The sequence below is a fragment of the Streptomyces sp. BV286 genome, from assembly GCF_019090165.1.
Taxonomy (GTDB): Bacteria; Actinomycetota; Actinomycetes; order Streptomycetales; family Streptomycetaceae; genus Streptomyces.
Genome location: NZ_JAHRIB010000163.1, coordinates 1 through 16,575, shown reverse-complemented (window position 1 = coordinate 16,575; position 16,575 = coordinate 1). Strand labels below are relative to the sequence as shown.

Here is a 16,575-nt window from a genome sequence, read left to right as displayed (position 1 = left end):
CTTGCGGCGGAATGCCGGGGCTCTGTGGGCGCGGGCCACGACGGTGACGTTACCGGGTGCGTCATAGGCCACGGGCACCGACCCGCCCTCGACCACCGGCACCGTGCGGTCGCCGCGCGTGCGGCGAGCTCGGCATCCCTCTTCTCCGGCCATGGGCGCCTTCGCGGGGTGACACGGAACACGCGTACCGACCGCGGCGGCGGCCGCGGCGGCCTCCTCCACCGCCGACGGCCCGGACGTCCGGGCCTCCCCCGCTCGTAGGACCGGGCCGGAAGCGGCGCCAGGTCCTCTTCTGCGACAGCGGGAAGGAGGCGGCCGAGGAAGCCGCTCGCCTCAGGTTCCTCGCGGCCGGGGAGGCGGCGGGGCGGCTTCGCGGCGCCGTACCCCAGGTCACGGGCCTGTTCCGACGCGCGGAGGCTGCTCCCCCGAGTTCCCGGTCGGCGGTACTGCGGCTGAACGGGACGCCGGGGTGGTCGTCGTCCCTGACACGGGGATCTCGCGGTCCTCAGTCGGCGCAGAGGGCGTGGACCTTGGCCGGAACCGTCTCGTCACCTTCGAGGGCGGGGCCACGGCCCGCTCGGGGGCGTGGCGCGGCGGCGCCCGCAACCCACTGTCATCACCGTGCGACGCGATCAGGCCACTCGCCTCGCGAGAAGAGGCCCCCAAGAAGCCTGCCGGACGCTTTTCCGTAGGCGCCAGGGGCCTCCGGACGTGCGGTCCACGTCGGTCGTTCCTGTCGAACAGGTGCCTTTGCCATGGCGTGTTGATGGGGGCACATGTTGCCGGTATGTGAATTTCCGGGTCGCACGCCGGTGGCACCCAAACCGGGCGCCGCAACCCCTGGACGCCACGACGAGCGCGGAGTTACCTGGCATACGGGGGAAGTGCCGGCGCACTGCACGGGGGCGAAGAAACGGGGCACAGAAGCAACTCTCGGCGATTGGGGCGCATTCGATGACACCTACGCTCGTGCGGCAGCACCTACGTCACTCGGGGACGACACCCCGGGTGGATCAGTGGGCACGCGCGCGTGACTGGGCCGAGATTCAGGAGCGGATGCTCGTACCGCTCTACGAGGCCGTCTACGAGCGACTCGAAGTGGGCTCCTCGACCCGGCTGTTGGGGCTCGGCTGCGGGTCCGGCCTCGCGCTGCTGATGGCGGCGGCGCGGGGGGCCTCGGTCTCCGGTACCCAGGCCCGCGCGCCGGAGCGGCTGGCTCTCGCGCGGGAGCGCTTACTGCCCGAGCCGCGGGGCACACGCGCGCGTGCCGGTGCCCGGCTGACGGACGGAGGGCCCGCGGACGTCGAGGACATGGCGACGGCGGCGTACAACCTGGTGACCGTCTTCGAGCCGATCGGGTGCGTGGCCGGCGACTCCGAAGGGCTCGGTGAGTCGCTGGCGGCCGCGACCCCGCTCGTCGCCCGGGGTGTTCCCGTGGTCCTCGTGGGCTGGGGGCCTCCGGAGCGCTGTGCCACGTCCTCGGTCCTGCGGGTCGCGACCGAACTGGCGGAACCCCCGCACGGTACGGGCAGTTGGCGCCCGGCTCTCCGTGACGACCTGGAGGAGGTCGCCCGGCGGGCCGGTCTGCGGCCCGACGGGTCCGGGCGGGTCGCCTGCCCCTTCGGGTACGCGAACGTGGACAACGCGGTCCGTGGGCTGCTGTCCACCGGGCTCTTCGACGCGGCCGTCGCGGCCACGGACCAGGCTCGGGTCGACAAGGAGGTGCGGGAGGCCCTGCACCCGCACCGGCGGCGGGACGGGACGGTGTGGATGCCCAACGTCTTCCGGTATCTGGTCGCGCGGACGGTCTGAGGCACCAGGGGCGAGGCGGGGGTGGTTCCGCCCCCGCCTCCCCCGGACGGCCGTCCGAACCGTCCCTGCGGCCGCGCCCCGGATCTCTGCGGCCTGATCGGTCTCGTCCTCGGCCTCGTACGCCGGAAGCCGGGCGGGCTGAAGGACTCAGCCCGCCCGGCTTCCGTGGAAGGGAACGAGGTGCGGGGACGGAACGGGGTGCGGGGACGGAAAGTCCCTAGCCCATGAACTTCTTGAACTCGTCCGGCAGTTCGAAGTCCTGGGGCTGCTGGCCACCCGGCAGTCCGAAGGCGCCGCCGGCCTGACCCGCGGCCTCGCGACGCGCGGCGGCCTCTTCCTCCTGCTGCTTGCGCTTCATCGGGTTGCCGGAGCGCTGCTTGCCCTTGGCCTTCTTGGGCTGCTTCTTCGTCCGGCCGGGGCCACCGCCCATGCCCGGCATCCCGGGCATGCCCGGCATGCCGCCGCCCTGGGCCATGCGGGACATCATCTTGCGGGCTTCGAAGAACCGCTCGACCAGGCCCTTGACCGCGCTGACGTCGACGCCCGAACCCTTGGCGATACGGGCCCGGCGCGAGCCGTTGATGATCGTCGCGTCCTGGCGCTCGGCCGGGGTCATCGACTTGATGATGGCGGCCGTGCGGTCGACGTCACGCTCGTCGAGGTTGTTGATCTGGTCCTTGATCTGGCCCATGCCGGGAAGCATGCCGAGCAGCTTGGAGATGGAGCCCATCTTCCTGACCTGCTCCATCTGCGCCAGGAAGTCGTCGAGCGTGAAGTCCTGGCCCTTCTTGGAGGCCAGCTTCTCAGCCATCTTCTCGGCCTCTTGCTGCGAGAAGGTCTGCTCGGCCTTCTCGATCAGCGTGAGCATGTCGCCCATGCCGAGGATGCGGGACGCCATGCGGTCCGGGTGGAACGCGTCGAAGTCGTCCAGCTTCTCGCCGTTCGACGCGAACATGACCTGGCGGCCGGTCACGTGCGCGATGGACAGCGCCGCACCACCGCGGGCGTCGCCGTCGAGCTTCGAGAGGACCACGCCGTCGAAGCCGACTCCGTCGCGGAAGGCCTCGGCGGTGTTGACCGCGTCCTGACCGACCATCGCGTCGACGACGAAGAGGATCTCGTCCGGCGAGACCGCGTCACGGATGTCCGCGGCCTGCTGCATCAGCTCCTGGTCGATACCGAGGCGGCCCGCGGTGTCGACGATGACGACGTCGTGCTGCTTCTGCTTCGCGTACTCGATGGAGTCCTTGGCGACCTGGACCGGGTCACCGACGCCGTTGCCCGGCTGGGGCGCGTAGACGCCGACGCCCGCGCGCTCGGCGACGACGCTCAGCTGGTTCACCGCGTTCGGGCGCTGGAGGTCGCACGCGACGAGCAGCGGGGCGTGCCCCTGACCCTGCAGCCACTTGCCGAGCTTTCCGGCGAGCGTGGTCTTACCGGCACCCTGCAGACCCGCGAGCATGATCACGGTCGGCGGCTGCTTCGCGAACCGCAGCCGCCGGGTCTCGCCGCCGAGGATGCCGACGAGCTCCTCGTTGACGATCTTGACGACCTGCTGGGCAGGGTTCAGCGCCTGGGAAACCTCGGCCCCGAGGGCCCTCTCCTTGACCTGCTTGATGAAGGCCCGCACAACGGGAAGCGCGACGTCCGCTTCCAGCAGGGCGATACGGATCTCGCGCGCGGTGGCGTCGATGTCCGCCTCGGACAGGCGCCCCTTGCCGCGAAGGTTCTTGAATGTCGCTGCGAGGCGATCGGAGAGAGTGTCGAACACGGCGGTCGCGAATCCTCAAGTCGGGGGCAGGGGGGCAGGTCCGCCCTCCAGGGTATCTGCCCGCGCCAGGAAGGGTCTCCACCCTGTCACGGGGTTCCGGATCCGCACCCTTCAGGGGCGCGGGGACGTGTGCGGCCGGCCACGGACGGCCGGAGGCACCGCGACAGCGATCGGGCGGCGGCGCGAGCGCTCACTCCCGCAACGTGTCCTCCAGTGTCCGGGCCACCGAGGCCGCCTGCTCCCCCGGCAGCGGCGCCCCTTCGGGCCCCGTCACGTAGAACGCGTCCACCGCGTTCGCGCCCAGCGTGGAGACGTGCGCGCTGCGCACCCGGACGTGCGCGTTCTCCAGCGCGCGGCCGATGCGGTGCAGCAGCCCGGGGGCGTCGTGGGCACGCACCTCGATGACGGTGGCGAGCCGCGATGCGCTGGAGGCCACGCTCACCCGGGCCGGCGGCGCCACGATGCCCCGCCGGCGCGGGTAGGCCGCGTCGCGCTCGGCGAGGCGTCCGGAGATGTCGAGGGAGCCGTCGAGGACGCGTACGAGATCGGCGCGCAGGCGGGCGGCCTGTGGCAGTGAGCCGTACTCGGCGGCGACCCGCCAGTCGAGCAGCAGGACGGAGCCGGGGACGCCGTCGGGCAGGTCCAGCGCCCGCAGTTCCGCCGTCCGCACGGTGAGCCGGTGCATGGCGAGGACACCCGCCACCGCGGGCAGGACGCCTTCCTGGTCCGGCACCGCGACGAGCAGTTCCACACCGAGGGGTTCCGGGTCTCCGGAGGGCTCCTCGGTGGGCGGTTCGGTCTGGGCCCGCAGCGCGAGCACGGGACCGCCGGTGCGGAACGCCTCGATGGCGAGCCGCTCCTGTTCGGCGGTGGGCGCCGCGGCCTCGGGCTCCTCGGGGTCGTCCCCGGCGAGCACGGCGGAGACCCTCTTCACCAGGTCGGCGACGAGGGAGCCGCGCCACGACGACCAGGCGGCGGGCCCGGTGGCCAGGGCGTCCGCCTCGGTCAGCGCGTGCAGCAGCTCCAGGGTGCCCTGCGAGCCGACCGCCTCCGCGACCGAGGTCACGGTCGCCGGGTCCTCCAGGTCGCGCCTGGTCGCGGTCTCGACGAGCAGCAGGTGATGGCGTACGAGCGTGGCGAGGGTCGCCACGTCCGCGCGGTCGAAGCCGATCCGGGCCGCCACGTCACGCGCGATGATCTCGCCGGCCACCGAGTGGTCGCCGGGCCATCCCTTGCCGATGTCGTGCAGCAGGGCGGAGACCAGCAGGAGGTCGGGGCGGTGGACGCGGCGGGTGAACTCGGCGGCGCGGACCGCCGTCTCGATCAGATGGCGGTCGACGGTCCAGATGTGCACGGCGTTGCGCTGCGGCCTGCAGCGGACGCGCTCCCAGTCGGGCAGCAGCCGGGTGATCAGCCCCTCCGCCTCCAGCGCCTCCCAGACCTCGATGGTCGAGGGCCCCGAGCCGAGCAGCGTGACGAGCTGCTCGCGGGCCTCGGCGGGCCACGGCGTGGGCAGCGGACGGGTCGCGGCGGCCATCCGGCGGACCGCGTGCAGGGAGAGCGGCAGACCCGCCTGGGCGGCCGCCGCGGCGGCGCGCAGCGGCAGCACGGGATCGCGCTCGGGCCTGGCGGCGCGGGCGAGGACGACCTCGCCGTCCTGCTCGACCACGCCCTCCGCCAGCGGGGAACGCTCGGGGGCCGGTTTGCCGCCGCCCAGCATGGCGCGCAGACGCGGGCGGACAGCGCGCGACCGCAGCACGCGCCCCACCTCGCGCCAGGTGACATCACTGGCGTACGAGACGACGCGGGCGGCCTCGTACACCTGGCGGAGCAGGGTGTCGGCGTCCAGCAGGCCGAGGTCGGCGGCGACCTGGTCCTGCTCCTGGAGGGAGAGGCGGTCGGTGGCACGGCCGGTGGCCAGGTGCAGGGCGTCACGGACGTCGAGAAGGCGCTTGCGGGCGTCGGCGAGGCCTTCGCGAGGTGCGTCGGCTAGCCAGGAGGCGGCGACGGCGCGCAGTGCGGTGGCGTCGCGCAGGCCGCCGCGGGCCTCCTTGAGGTCGGGTTCGAGGAGGTACTGCAACTCGCCCTGCCGCTCGGCGCGTTCGGCGCACAGCTCCTGGAGTTCGGGGAGACGTTTCGGCGCCTGGTTGCGCCAGTCGGCGAGGACGGCGGTACGCAGTCCGGCGGTCAGCCCGAGATCGCCCGCGATGTGCCGGGCGTCCAGCAGCCCGAGCTGCACCTTGAGGTCCTCGCCCGCCGTCTTGCGTGCCTCCGCCGGGGTGCGGACGGAGTGGTCGAGGGCGAGGCCGAGGTCCCAGACCGGGTACCAGATGCGGTCGGCGAGGGGGGCCACCGTGCCGGGGTCGGCGCTGCCGTCGTGCAGGAGCACCAGGTCGAGGTCGCTGCGCGGGGAGAGCTCGCCGCGGCCGTAGCCGCCGACGGCGACGAGCGAGATGCCGCGCGGCTGGTCGGCGCCCGCGTCGAAGAGACCGGAGAGCCAGTCGTCGGTCAGTTCGGCGAGGGCCGCACGGCGCGGCGGCCCGGACCGCGCCCCCTCCTGGAGGAGACGCAGCCGGGCCGCCGCATAGCCGCTGGGTCCCGAGTCCTCTGCTTCCGTACGCATGTCCGTACTCGTCACCCAGTGGCTCCTGTTCGTCTGCTGACTAGAGCGCGTCGGGTCCGCGCTCGCCGGTCCGGACCCGGACCGCCGTCTCGACCGGGACGGACCAGACCTTGCCGTCTCCGATCTTGCCGGTACGGGCCGCCTTCACGATCACGTCGAGCAGCTGCTCGGCGTCGTCGTCCTCGGCCAGTACCTCGATACGGATCTTGGGAACGAGGTCGACGGTGTACTCGGCACCGCGGTAGACCTCGGTGTGACCCCGCTGACGACCGTAGCCGCTCGCCTCGGTGACCGTCAGGCCGTGCACGCCGAAGGCCTGGAGGGCCTCCTTGATCTCGTCGAGCCGGTGGGGCTTGACGACGGCGGTGATGAGCTTCATGCGTCCACCTTCTTGCTCGCGGTACCGGCGACCGGGGCCGTGACGGCGGTCCGGGCGGCACCGCCGCCGGCGCCGCTGAAGTCGTATGCGGTCTCGGCGTGCTCCGCCTGGTCGATGCCGGCGATCTCGTCGTCCTCGGAGACGCGCATTCCGATCGTCTTGTCGATCAGGAAGGCGAGCACCGCGGAGGCCACGAGGGAGTAGGCGAGGACCGCGAAGACACCGGCGCACTGCTTCCAGAACTGGTCGAGGCCGCCGCCGTAGAAGAGGCCCGCGACGTCGGACTGGCCGCCGCCGGTGGCGAAGAAGCCGATCAGCAGGGAGCCGGCGACACCGCCGACGAGGTGGACACCGACGACGTCGAGGGAGTCGTCGAAGCCGAACTTGTACTTCAGGCCCACGGCCATGGCGCAGAGGATGCCCGCGATGGCTCCCACGGCGATGGCGCCGAGCGGGGAGACCGCTCCGCCCGCCGGGGTGATCGCGACCAGACCGGCGACCGCGCCGGAGGCGGCGCCCAGCGTGGTGAACGCGCCGTGGCGGATCTTCTCGTAGGCGAGCCAGGCCAGCATGGCGGCGGCGGTGGCGATCTGCGTGTTGATGAACATCAGCGCGCCGACGCCGTCGTCGTTGCCGAGCCACGAGCCGGCGTTGAAGCCGAACCAGCCGAACCACAGGAGACCGGCGCCGAGCATGACCAGCGGCAGGCTGTGCGGGCGCATCGGGTCCTTCTTGAATCCGACACGCTTGCCGATGACGAGGATCACACCGAGTGCCGCGGCACCCGCGTTGATGTGGACCGCCGTACCACCGGCGAAGTCGATGACTCCGAGCTCGAAGGCCCAGCCGCCGGCGCCCCAGACCCAGTGCGCGACGGGGAAGTAGACGACGGTGGCCCACAGGGCGACGAACAGCGCCCAGCCCGTGAACTTCACGCGGTCCGCGACCGCACCGCTGATCAGGGCGGGCGTGATGATCGCGAACATCAGCTGGAAGACGGCGAAGACGTAGATCGGGATCGTGTAGCCGTCCCAGAGCTGCGTGAGGCCGATGCCGCTGAGGCCGACGTAGTCCGAGGACCAGCCGATGATGCTGCCGGAGTCGGTGCCGAAGGCGAGTGAGAAGCCGTAGAGCACCCACAGGATGGTGACGATCCCCATGCTGATGAAGCTCATCATCAGCATGTTCAGGGTGCTCTTGACCCGGACCATGCCTCCGTAGAAGAAGGCGAGACCGGGCGTCATGATCAGCACCAGGGCGGAACAGATGAGCATGAACCCGGTGTTGGCGGCAGACAGCGTGGGAGCGTCTGCGGCGATCGTGATGGCTGGTGCCATCGGCGTCTCCTCGTCTTTGGTACGGCCCCGTGCGGGCGAAGCCATGAGCGGTCATGAGGGGTGGGCCGGTTATGCGCCAGAGATTGGCGCAGCGCGGTTTCGACCGGCGCCCCTGAATGTTTCGCCCGGGTGACGAAGAGGACGTGCGTGTTACGCCTCGATGAACCGCCGGAAAGCAGCGATCTCGATCGTTATCGTGACGCAACCTTTGACCTGTGCGACCGCAATCACCGCTTGAGGAACCCCTGCGGCGACCGGCCACCTCCGCGGGAGCGGCTCCGGCTCAGGCGCAAAGAGGTGACCGACCACGGCCGTCCGTCCGATGACCTGGCATGGGGGAGCCGAGTCGGGCGGTAAGGACGGCGGCCGCGGCCGGCGTACTGGGGTCAGACCGCCTCGGCGGTCTCGGGCAGGTCGACGGCGAGCTGCTCGGTCAGGTCCACGACGACGGCGAGGTCCCCGAAGTCGCGGACGGCCGTGTCGACGGTTTTTCGGATACGAGTGTTGACCCGTTCGGAGCGGACCTTCTTGGCGATCCTGAGGGCCTCGCGCACCAGGACGGTGCTCTGCTCGGGCTCCCGCCGGAGCAGGTGCACCGTGCCCATCCCGACGAGGTTGAGCGCGTACGAACGCTGGTGCTCGGAGTCCTTCCCGAAGAGGTCGACGGCCTTCTGCATGACGGGCTCGGCCAGCGAGGCGTAGGTGGGGCTACGGCCCGCGACGTAGGCGAGGTCACGGTAGGAGTGGGAGTTCTCGCCGTGCAGCTCGGCCTCGGAGAAGAAGCGGATCCAGTCGGGCTCGGGCTCGTCGAACTCGACCGCGTCGCCGAAGGTGTCCTCCGCCATCCGGACGGCCCGCTTGCACTTCCCGGGCTGCCCCATGTTGGCGTAGGCGCGGGCCTCCATCGCATACAGCATGGACTGGGTGCGCGGGCTCGCGCAGTCACGGCTTCCGTACTGGGCGAGGTGGATCAGTTCCAGCGCGTCGTCGGGCCGGCCCAGGTGGATCATCTGGCGGCTCATGCTGGACAGGATGTACGAGCCCAGCGGCCGGTCGGCGGCTTCCTTGGCGGCGTGCAGGGCGAGGACGAAGTACTTCTGCGCGGTGGGCTGGAGCCCCACGTCGTAGCTCATCCAGCCCGCGAGCTCGGCCAGCTCGGCGGCGACCTTGAACAGCCGCCTGGTGGTGGACTCGGGCTGGGGCTCCTGGAGGAGGTCGGTCACTTCGTGCAGCTGGCCGACGACCGCCTTGCGGCGCAGGCCGCCGCCGCACTGGGCGTCCCACTGGCGGAACATGACGGTGGTGGACTCCAGGAGGTCCAGCTCGGGCTGGGAGAGCCGGCCGGGGCGGCGCGAGGCGGCGGCGGAGGGAGCGGGCTCCTCGCGCGGGGAGGCGGGGCTGGGCACCAGCCAGCGCTGCATGGGCTCGATGAGCGTGGGTCCCGCCGCGAGGGCCAGGGACGTGCCGAGGAAGCCGCGCCGCGCCAGCATCAGGTCGCTGCGCGAGAACTCGCTGATGAGCGCGACCGTCTGCGGGCCGGTCCAGGGCAGGTCGACGCCGGAGACCGACGGTGACCGGTGGGCGGCGCGCAGGCCCAGGTCCTCGACGGCGACGACACAGCCGAAGCGCTCGGAGAACAGCTCGGAGAGGATGCGCGGGATCGGCTCGCGGGGGTTCTCGCCGTCGAGCCAGCGGCGGACACGGGAGGTGTCCGTCGAGATGTGGTTGGCTCCCAACTGGCGCGCTCTGCGGTTCACTTGGCGCGCCAGCTCACCCTTGGACCAGCCGCTGCGCACGAACCAGGAACCCAACAGCTCATTGGGGCGCTTGTCCGTGCCAGTCGCGGTCGTCCCGCTTCCGCCGTTGCCGCCCACCGGAACGCCCCCATCCCTGAACCCACTTGTGCGCTGTGTGCGCCAAGCCCTACCAGAATGCCGGTACACAGGGCCGTCCGTCCGGCCGTTCTCACCCATCGAACGGGAAGCCGGGTTGCCTCCGGCATACCCACTGGTGCATGCGTCCCCAGGACTCGTGCACTCACAGTAATCCCACGATCACCCCTCCAGCCATGGCGATCCCGGAAACGCCACCATTCGCCACCCCTTCGAATGAACTCGCGTCCGCTCGTACGCGATTCACTTGACACATGACGGCCGGGAGTGGGCGGAGTGACGCACATCGGGGCGCGCGAAGCCGGGCGCACCACCCGCGGCACCACCGGGCGCCGCATGGACTGCGCACCCGGGGGAACTGAGAGTTACGTTCCGATTCCGTCACGTAACCACCGGTGCGCCGGACCCGTTGGAGGGGGCATGGGCTTCACGATCGGCGGCATCCGCGAAATCCGGTCCGGCTCGCGTCGCCGCGGCCGTGCGTCAGAGTGCACCACCGTGGCCGAGTACACCGGCCTGTGGGGCTGGGACGTGGTGCCCGGCGCCCGGACGGCCGCGGGAGTCTGCTCATGCGGCCGGACGAACTGCCGCGAACGCGGCGCGCATCCCCTGGACTTCGCTCCGGTCGTCCCCGCCGGCGCCACGCTGGACGAGGTCTCGGAGAGCTGGGGCGAGTTCCCCGGCGCCGCGGTGATGCTTCCCGTGGGCCGCGCCTTCGACGTCATCGAGGTGGCCGAGTCCGCCGGCCGCCGGGCCCTGGTCCGGCTGGAGCGCATGGGCCTGCCGCTGGGTCCCGTGGCGGTCACCCCCCAGGGCCGCGCCCACTTCTTCGTCGCTCCGGGCGCGGCGGCCGAACTGCCCGAGCTGCTCTACCGCATGGGTTGGGACGACGCGTCGCTCGACCTGCACGGCCTGGGGTCCGGTACGCACATCACGGCCCCGCCCTCCGACCGCGGCGGCCTCGGCCCGGTCCGCTGGCTCCGCTCCCCCGCCCTCGACTCGGCCACGAAGCCGCCGGCCGCACGACTGCTGCTCGGGACGCTGGCCTACGTGGCGCACCGCTCACGCGCCTAGCGCCTGTCGGCCTGGCGCCACCCGTACGGAAGGGCCCCGCCGCATCTGCACCATGCGGTGGGGCCCTTCCTCGTGCGCGTACCTCTCGTACGCGATGTCACTCGCCGATAAGGGCATCCACGAACGCTTCCGGCTCGAAGGGGGCCAGGTCGTCCGCGCCCTCGCCCAGGCCGACGAGCTTGACGGGGACGCCCAGTTCGCGCTGGACGGCGATGACGATGCCGCCCTTGGCCGTGCCGTCCAGCTTGGTCAGGACGATGCCGGTGATGTCGACGACCTCGGCGAAGACTCGCGCCTGGACCAGGCCGTTCTGGCCGGTGGTGGCGTCCAGGACGAGCAGCACCTCGTCGAGCGGGGCGTGCTTCTCGACGACGCGCTTGACCTTGCCGAGCTCGTCCATGAGGCCGGTCTTGGTGTGCAGCCGGCCCGCCGTGTCGATGAGGACGACGTCGGCACCCTCCTGGATGCCCTCCTTGACGGCGTCGAAGGCGATGGAGGCGGGGTCGCCGCCCTCCGGACCGCGGACGGTGCGGGCGCCGACGCGCTCGCCCCAGGTCTGCAGCTGGTCGGCGGCGGCGGCCCGGAAGGTGTCGGCCGCGCCGAGCACCACGTGCTTGCCGTCGGCGACGAGCACGCGCGCGAGCTTGCCGGTGGTGGTGGTCTTGCCGGTGCCGTTGACCCCGACGACCATCACGATGCCGGGGGTGTCCAGGCCGGACTCGGTGTTCACGGTGCGGTCGAAGTCGGGCTCCAGCAGCGCGAGCAGTTCCTCACGCAGCAGGGTGCGCAGGTCCTCGGGCGTCCGCGTGCCGAGCACCCTCACCCGCTCGCGCAGTCGCTCGACCAGCTCCTGGGTGGGCTGCACCCCGACGTCGGCGGTGAGCAGCGTGTCCTCGACCTCCTCCCAGGTGTCCTCGTCGAGGTGCTCGCGCGCGAGGAGCGTGAGGAGCCCCTTGCCGAGCGCGTTCTGTGAGCGGGAGAGGCGGGCGCGCAGGCGCACCAGCCGGCCGGCGGTCGGCTCCGGGACCTCGACCGGGGGTGCTTCGACGACCGGTGCGGTCGCCGAGGTGTCCGGAAGATCCACCTCCTCTATCGTGCGGCGCGGTTCGTCGCGCGGCGTCTCGGCCTCGTCGCCGACGTGCGGCTCGGCCGGCGGGGCGGTGATGTCGGGAGCGGCGGGGGGCGGCGGGGGCAGCTGCTTGCGCCTGCGGCTGCCGACGACGAGCCCGCCGAGCGCGCCGATCACGACCACGGCGATGACTACAGCAAGGATGACGATTTCCATAACAGCTCCAGTATGGCGTGACCTCCCGCCGGGCCGTCCGTCACGGCCGGTGGGGCCGCGGGCCCCTCGGGGGCACGGTCACGGCGCGCCCAGTATCGAATGCGTCAGGGTACGCACAGCGCTCCCGCGGCGTGTCATGGACCACGCCGACCGACTGGCCGTGGCGCGGTGTGCGCAGTGCGCGTGGCGCGGTCCATGACATGTCCTCGTCGCCGGTGAGCCGCCGGTGAGCCGCCGCCGGGCACGAACCCGGCCGTGCCGCCCCGGCCGTCCGAGAGGCCACGCCTCGGCCCCCACGGAACCGCCCAACCCCCCGCCGGCAGGTCCGGGACGACGGCCGGTCCGGGGCCATGACCGCTCCGGGACTATGGCCGTCTGACGATCCGTCAGCTACCGTCCCCCTGCACCGGATCCACCGGCACCCCGCCCGCTCGGCGAAGGGGGACTTTCCCATGCCCGTAACGGTCGTACGTTTCAACCTCGTCGAACCCGGCGCCACACCCGCCTCGCTCAGCGACCGCTACAAGGCCGCACTGGAGATGGCCGCCTATGCCGACGACCGCGGTATGACCACCGTGCAGACCGAGGAACACCACGGCGCGGCCAACAACTGGCTGCCGTCGCCGTTCACCTTCGCGGGCGCGGTCTTCGGCGCGACCCGCAGGATCGCGGTCACCGTCTCGGCGATCATCGGCCCCCTGCACGATCCGCTGCGCCTGGCCGAGGACATCGCCGTACTCGACCTCCTCAGCGGCGGCCGGCTCGTCACGGTGGCGGGCATCGGCTACCGGCCCGAGGAGTACGAGCTCTTCGACGTGGAGTGGAAGCGGCGCGGCCGCCTCCAGGACGAGCTTCTGGAGACACTGCTGAAGGCGTGGTCCGGCGAGGAGTTCGAGTACCGCGGCCGTACGGTACGGGTCACCCCGCGCCCCTTCTCGGATCCGCACCCCCTGCTGCTGGTGGGCGGTTCCTCGAAGGCGGCGGCCCGGCGCGCCGCCCGGCTCGGGCTGCCGTTCTTCCCGAGCGCGCACCTGCCGGAGCTCGAGGCGTACTACAAGGAGCGGCTCGTCGAGTACGGCACGCAGGGCTGGACCATGATGCCCCCGGCGGTGACCCCGCTCCTGCACCTCGCCGAGGACCCGGACCGCGCCTGGGCCGAGCACGGTGAGCACTTCCTGCACGAGGCGCGGACGTACGCCTCCTGGCAGTCCTCCGACATCCGCTCGGCGGTGAGGTCGGCGGCCACGACGGTCGACGAGCTGCGTGCCGAGGGCGTCTACCGGATCGTGACGCCGGACGAGTGCCTGAAGCAGGGCCTCGACAACTACGTACTGCATCCGCTGTCCGGCGGGATGCCCGTCGACGAGGGGTGGCGGAGCATGCATCTGTTCTGCGAGAACGTGCTGCCCCGGCTCAAGGACCGGTAGGCCCTCGAACCGGGGCGGCGCGCCCTCCTACGAGTACGGGGAGAAGGACAGCGGGGTCTTGGCCCGTCTCCCCGGGTTCATGGGCTAGCCCATCTCCTCCAGCGTCTTGCCCTTCGTCTCCTTCACGAACTTGAGCACGAACGGGATGGAGAGCGCGGCGAACACGGTGTAGATCACGTAGGTCATGGAGAGGTTCCAGTCGGCCAGCGACGGGAAGCTCGCGGTGATGGCCCAGTTGGCGATCCACTGCGCGGCGGCGGCGACACCGAGGGCGGCGGCGCGGAGCTTGTTGGGGAACATCTCGCCGAGGAAGACCCAGACGACGACACCCCAGGAGAGGGCGAAGAAGAGGACGAACACGTGGGCGGCGATCAGGGCGACCCAGCCCTGCGTGGCGGGCAGCTTGCCGTCGACGAGGTCGAAGGAGAAGGCCCAGGCCTCCAGCGCGAGCCCGATGACCATGCCCACGGAACCGATGAGCGCGAGGGGCCGGCGGCCGATCCGGTCGACGAAGATCATGGCGATCACGGTGCCGATGATGTTGATGATCGACGTGGTGAACGAGTAGAAGAACGACTCGGACGGGTCGACGCCGACCGACTGCCACAGCGTCGCGGAGTAGTAGAAGGCGACGTTGATGCCGACGAACTGCTGGAAGACCGAGAGGCCGATGCCGATCCAGACGATCGGCTTGAAGAAGAAGGTGCCGCCGAGCAGGTCCTTGAAGACCGACTTGTGCTCGCTCTTCATGGCGTGCTCGATCTCGGCGACGCGGGCGTCCAGGTCGATCTTGTCGCCCTCGACCTCCCGGAGCACCTCGCGGGCGCGCTCGTCGCGGCCCACGGAGATCAGGAAGCGCGGCGACTCGGGGATCGCGAAGGAGAGCAGGCCGTAGAGGACGGCCGGGACGACCATGACGCCGAGCATGACCTGCCAGGCTTCCAGACCCATGATCTCGCCGCGCTGGTCACCGCCGGCGGCGTTCAGGATGCCCCAGTTGACGAGCTGCGAGATGGCGATGCCGATGACGATCGCGGCCTGCTGGAAGGAGCCGAGCCGCCCGCGGTACGCGGCCGGGGCGACCTCGGCGATGTAGGCCGGGCCGATGACGGAGGCCATACCGATGGCGAACCCGCCGACGACCCGCCAGAAGGCCAGGTCGTACAGGGCGAAGGGCAGCGCGGAGCCGACGGCGCTGACGGTGAACAGCACGGCTGAGATCTGCATGCAGCGGATGCGGCCGATGCGGTCGGCGATCCGGCCGGCGGTGGCGGCACCGATCGCGCAGCCGATCAGCGCGATGGCGATGACCTGGGCCAGGGCCGCGGAGCCGATGTCGTACCGGTGCCTGATGGCCTCGACGGCGCCGTTGATCACGGCACTGTCGTAGCCGAAGAGGAAACCGCCCATCGCGGCCGCCGCCGCGATGAAGATGACGTGCCCGAGATGTTCGGGGTGAGCCGCCTGGGCTCCTGACGGGGATGGCTGCGCTGTGCTGGTCACGTGTAACTCCTCGGGCCACCGGCCTCACTGCCGGGGGTGGGGGCGAGCCCTTCCGGACGGTGTCTCCAGTGGCGCACACGTTTACGCCACCCACCACCTGAAGGTAAAAGCATCGATGCAGAGACTATGCCTTCAAGTTTCGTAGTCAAGAGGCGGCCTCTCGTCCAGAAGGATGCCTCAGGTGACGAAATTGTGTTCAAGTCTTGAAGAGACAGAAACAGCATGAACTCTGGAGTACCCCGGAAGCGCCGCTGAGAACTCCGTGATCGCGCCAACCTCGGGCGTGCGGCTTGCCGGACCGTCAAGCGGGGCCGGGGTAGGGACCGGGACCGGTTCACGGCACGGGGCCGGGGGCGGCCGCCGAGTGGGCCGCAGGCGCGGTGACCCCGATCCGGCGGCGGTCGCTACGACCGTTCGGGCGAGCGTCAGCGAAGCCGCTGGCTGATGACCTTCGACACTCCGTCGCCCTGCATGGACACGCCGTACAGCGCGTCGGCGACCTCCATCGTCCGCTTCTGGTGCGTGATCACGATCAGCTGCGACGCCTCCTGCAGCTCCTCCATGATCCGGATCAGCCGCTGCAGGTTGGTGTCGTCGAGCGCCGCCTCGACCTCGTCCATCACGTAGAACGGACTGGGCCGCGCTTTGAAGATCGACACGAGCATCGCGACGGCCGTCAGCGACCGCTCCCCGCCGGAGAGCAACGAGAGCCGCTTGACCTTCTTCCCGGGCGGCCGCGCCTCGACATCGACGCCCGTGGTGAGCATGTTGCCGGGGTCGGTCAGGACCAGCCGACCGTCCCCGCCCGGGAACAGCCGGCCGAAGACCCCCTCGAACTCCCGCGCCGTGTCCCGGAAGGCCTCGGTGAAGACCTGCTCGACCCGCTCGTCGACCTCCTTCACCACCTGCAGAAGGTCGATCCGTGTCTTCTTCAGGTCCTCCAGCTGCTCACTGAGGAACTTGTGGCGCTCCTCCAGCGCGGCGAACTCCTCCAGCGCGAGCGGATTGACCTTGCCCAGCTGCTGGTAGGCCCGCTCGGCGGACCTGAGCCGCTTCTCCTGCTCGGCCCGGTGGAACGGGCGGGGCTGGTTGCGCGGATGCTCCGGGTCGTCGGGCAGCTCCTCGCCCTCGGCGGGCAGGGACGGCGGTACGAGCTGTCCGGGCCCGAAGTCCGCGATCAGTCCGGCCGGTTCGACGCCCAGCTCTTCGAGCGCCTTGGCCTCCAACTGCTCGATCCGCAGCCGCTTCTCGGCCCCGAGCACCTCACCGCGGTGCACCGAGTCCGTGAGCTTGTCGAGTTCGGCCTTGAGGTCGCGGCCCTGGTTCCGGGCGACGACGAGGTCCTGCTCCCGTCGCGCCTTGGCGCTCTCGGCGGCCGTGCGCTCCTCGTCCGCACGGCCGAGCGAGACCTCCACGTGGGTGAGCAACTGCCGCGCGCCCGCGGCGACGGCCTCGGCGACGGCGGCCTCGTG

Annotated in this window: 11 protein-coding genes; 3 read left to right on the top strand and 8 right to left on the bottom strand. The window is 71.2% G+C overall.

Features of this window, described 5'->3' with window-relative positions; genetic code table 11:
• The first annotated feature begins 954 nt into the window (after positions 1-954).
• Positions 955-1,812 carry an SAM-dependent methyltransferase gene (locus tag KUF83_RS29075; RefSeq protein WP_217457951.1) on the top strand — a complete coding sequence of 286 codons (858 nt, stop codon included), beginning with the start codon at positions 955-957 and terminating at the stop codon, positions 1,810-1,812.
• 217 nt (positions 1,813-2,029) lie between these two features.
• Here the strand turns inward: KUF83_RS29075 and ffh are convergent, their stop codons facing one another.
• The 5 genes from ffh to KUF83_RS29050 form a co-directional block, all read right to left on the bottom strand.
• On the bottom strand, positions 2,030-3,583 hold the full coding sequence (ffh, locus tag KUF83_RS29070) for a signal recognition particle protein (RefSeq protein WP_217457950.1): 1,554 nt from the start codon (positions 3,581-3,583) through the stop codon (positions 2,030-2,032).
• A 190-nt stretch (positions 3,584-3,773) separates the two neighbouring features.
• Complete coding sequence (locus KUF83_RS29065; protein ID WP_217457949.1) at positions 3,774-6,221, bottom strand: [protein-PII] uridylyltransferase; 2,448 nt, start codon at positions 6,219-6,221, stop codon at positions 3,774-3,776.
• A gap of 25 nt (positions 6,222-6,246) precedes the next feature.
• Positions 6,247-6,585 carry a P-II family nitrogen regulator gene (locus KUF83_RS29060; protein WP_217457948.1) on the bottom strand — a complete coding sequence of 113 codons (339 nt, stop codon included), beginning with the start codon at positions 6,583-6,585 and terminating at the stop codon, positions 6,247-6,249.
• On the bottom strand, positions 6,582-7,922 hold the full coding sequence (locus tag KUF83_RS29055) for an ammonium transporter (protein WP_217457947.1): 1,341 nt from the start codon (positions 7,920-7,922) through the stop codon (positions 6,582-6,584). The genes KUF83_RS29060 and KUF83_RS29055 overlap by 4 nt, the downstream gene beginning before the upstream one ends.
• Positions 7,923-8,308: 386 nt before the next feature.
• Positions 8,309-9,796, bottom strand: a complete 1,488-nt coding sequence (locus KUF83_RS29050) for a hypothetical protein (RefSeq protein ID WP_217457946.1) — start codon at positions 9,794-9,796, stop codon at positions 8,309-8,311.
• 438 nt (positions 9,797-10,234) lie between these two features.
• Here KUF83_RS29050 and KUF83_RS29045 point away from each other — a divergent pair, with 438 nt between their 5' ends.
• A complete protein-coding gene (locus KUF83_RS29045; protein WP_217457945.1) occupies positions 10,235-10,888 on the top strand; it encodes a bifunctional DNA primase/polymerase in 654 nt (217 codons plus the stop codon).
• A gap of 97 nt (positions 10,889-10,985) precedes the next feature.
• Here the strand turns inward: KUF83_RS29045 and ftsY are convergent, their stop codons facing one another.
• A complete protein-coding gene (gene ftsY, locus KUF83_RS29040) occupies positions 10,986-12,173 on the bottom strand; it encodes a signal recognition particle-docking protein FtsY (RefSeq protein ID WP_217457944.1) in 1,188 nt (395 codons plus the stop codon).
• A 452-nt stretch (positions 12,174-12,625) separates the two neighbouring features.
• Between ftsY and KUF83_RS29035 the strand changes: the two genes are divergently transcribed.
• Positions 12,626-13,600: an LLM class flavin-dependent oxidoreductase gene (locus KUF83_RS29035; RefSeq protein ID WP_217457943.1), complete on the top strand. Its 975-nt coding sequence runs from the start codon at positions 12,626-12,628 to the stop codon at positions 13,598-13,600.
• Positions 13,601-13,684: 84 nt separating this feature from the next.
• Here KUF83_RS29035 and KUF83_RS29030 read toward each other — a convergent pair whose 3' ends face one another.
• Positions 13,685-15,103: a sugar porter family MFS transporter gene (locus KUF83_RS29030; protein WP_217457942.1), complete on the bottom strand. Its 1,419-nt coding sequence runs from the start codon at positions 15,101-15,103 to the stop codon at positions 13,685-13,687.
• Positions 15,104-15,528: 425 nt separating this feature from the next.
• A partial coding sequence (locus KUF83_RS29025; RefSeq protein WP_217457941.1) for an AAA family ATPase occupies positions 15,529-16,575 on the bottom strand: 1,047 nt, incomplete at its 5' end.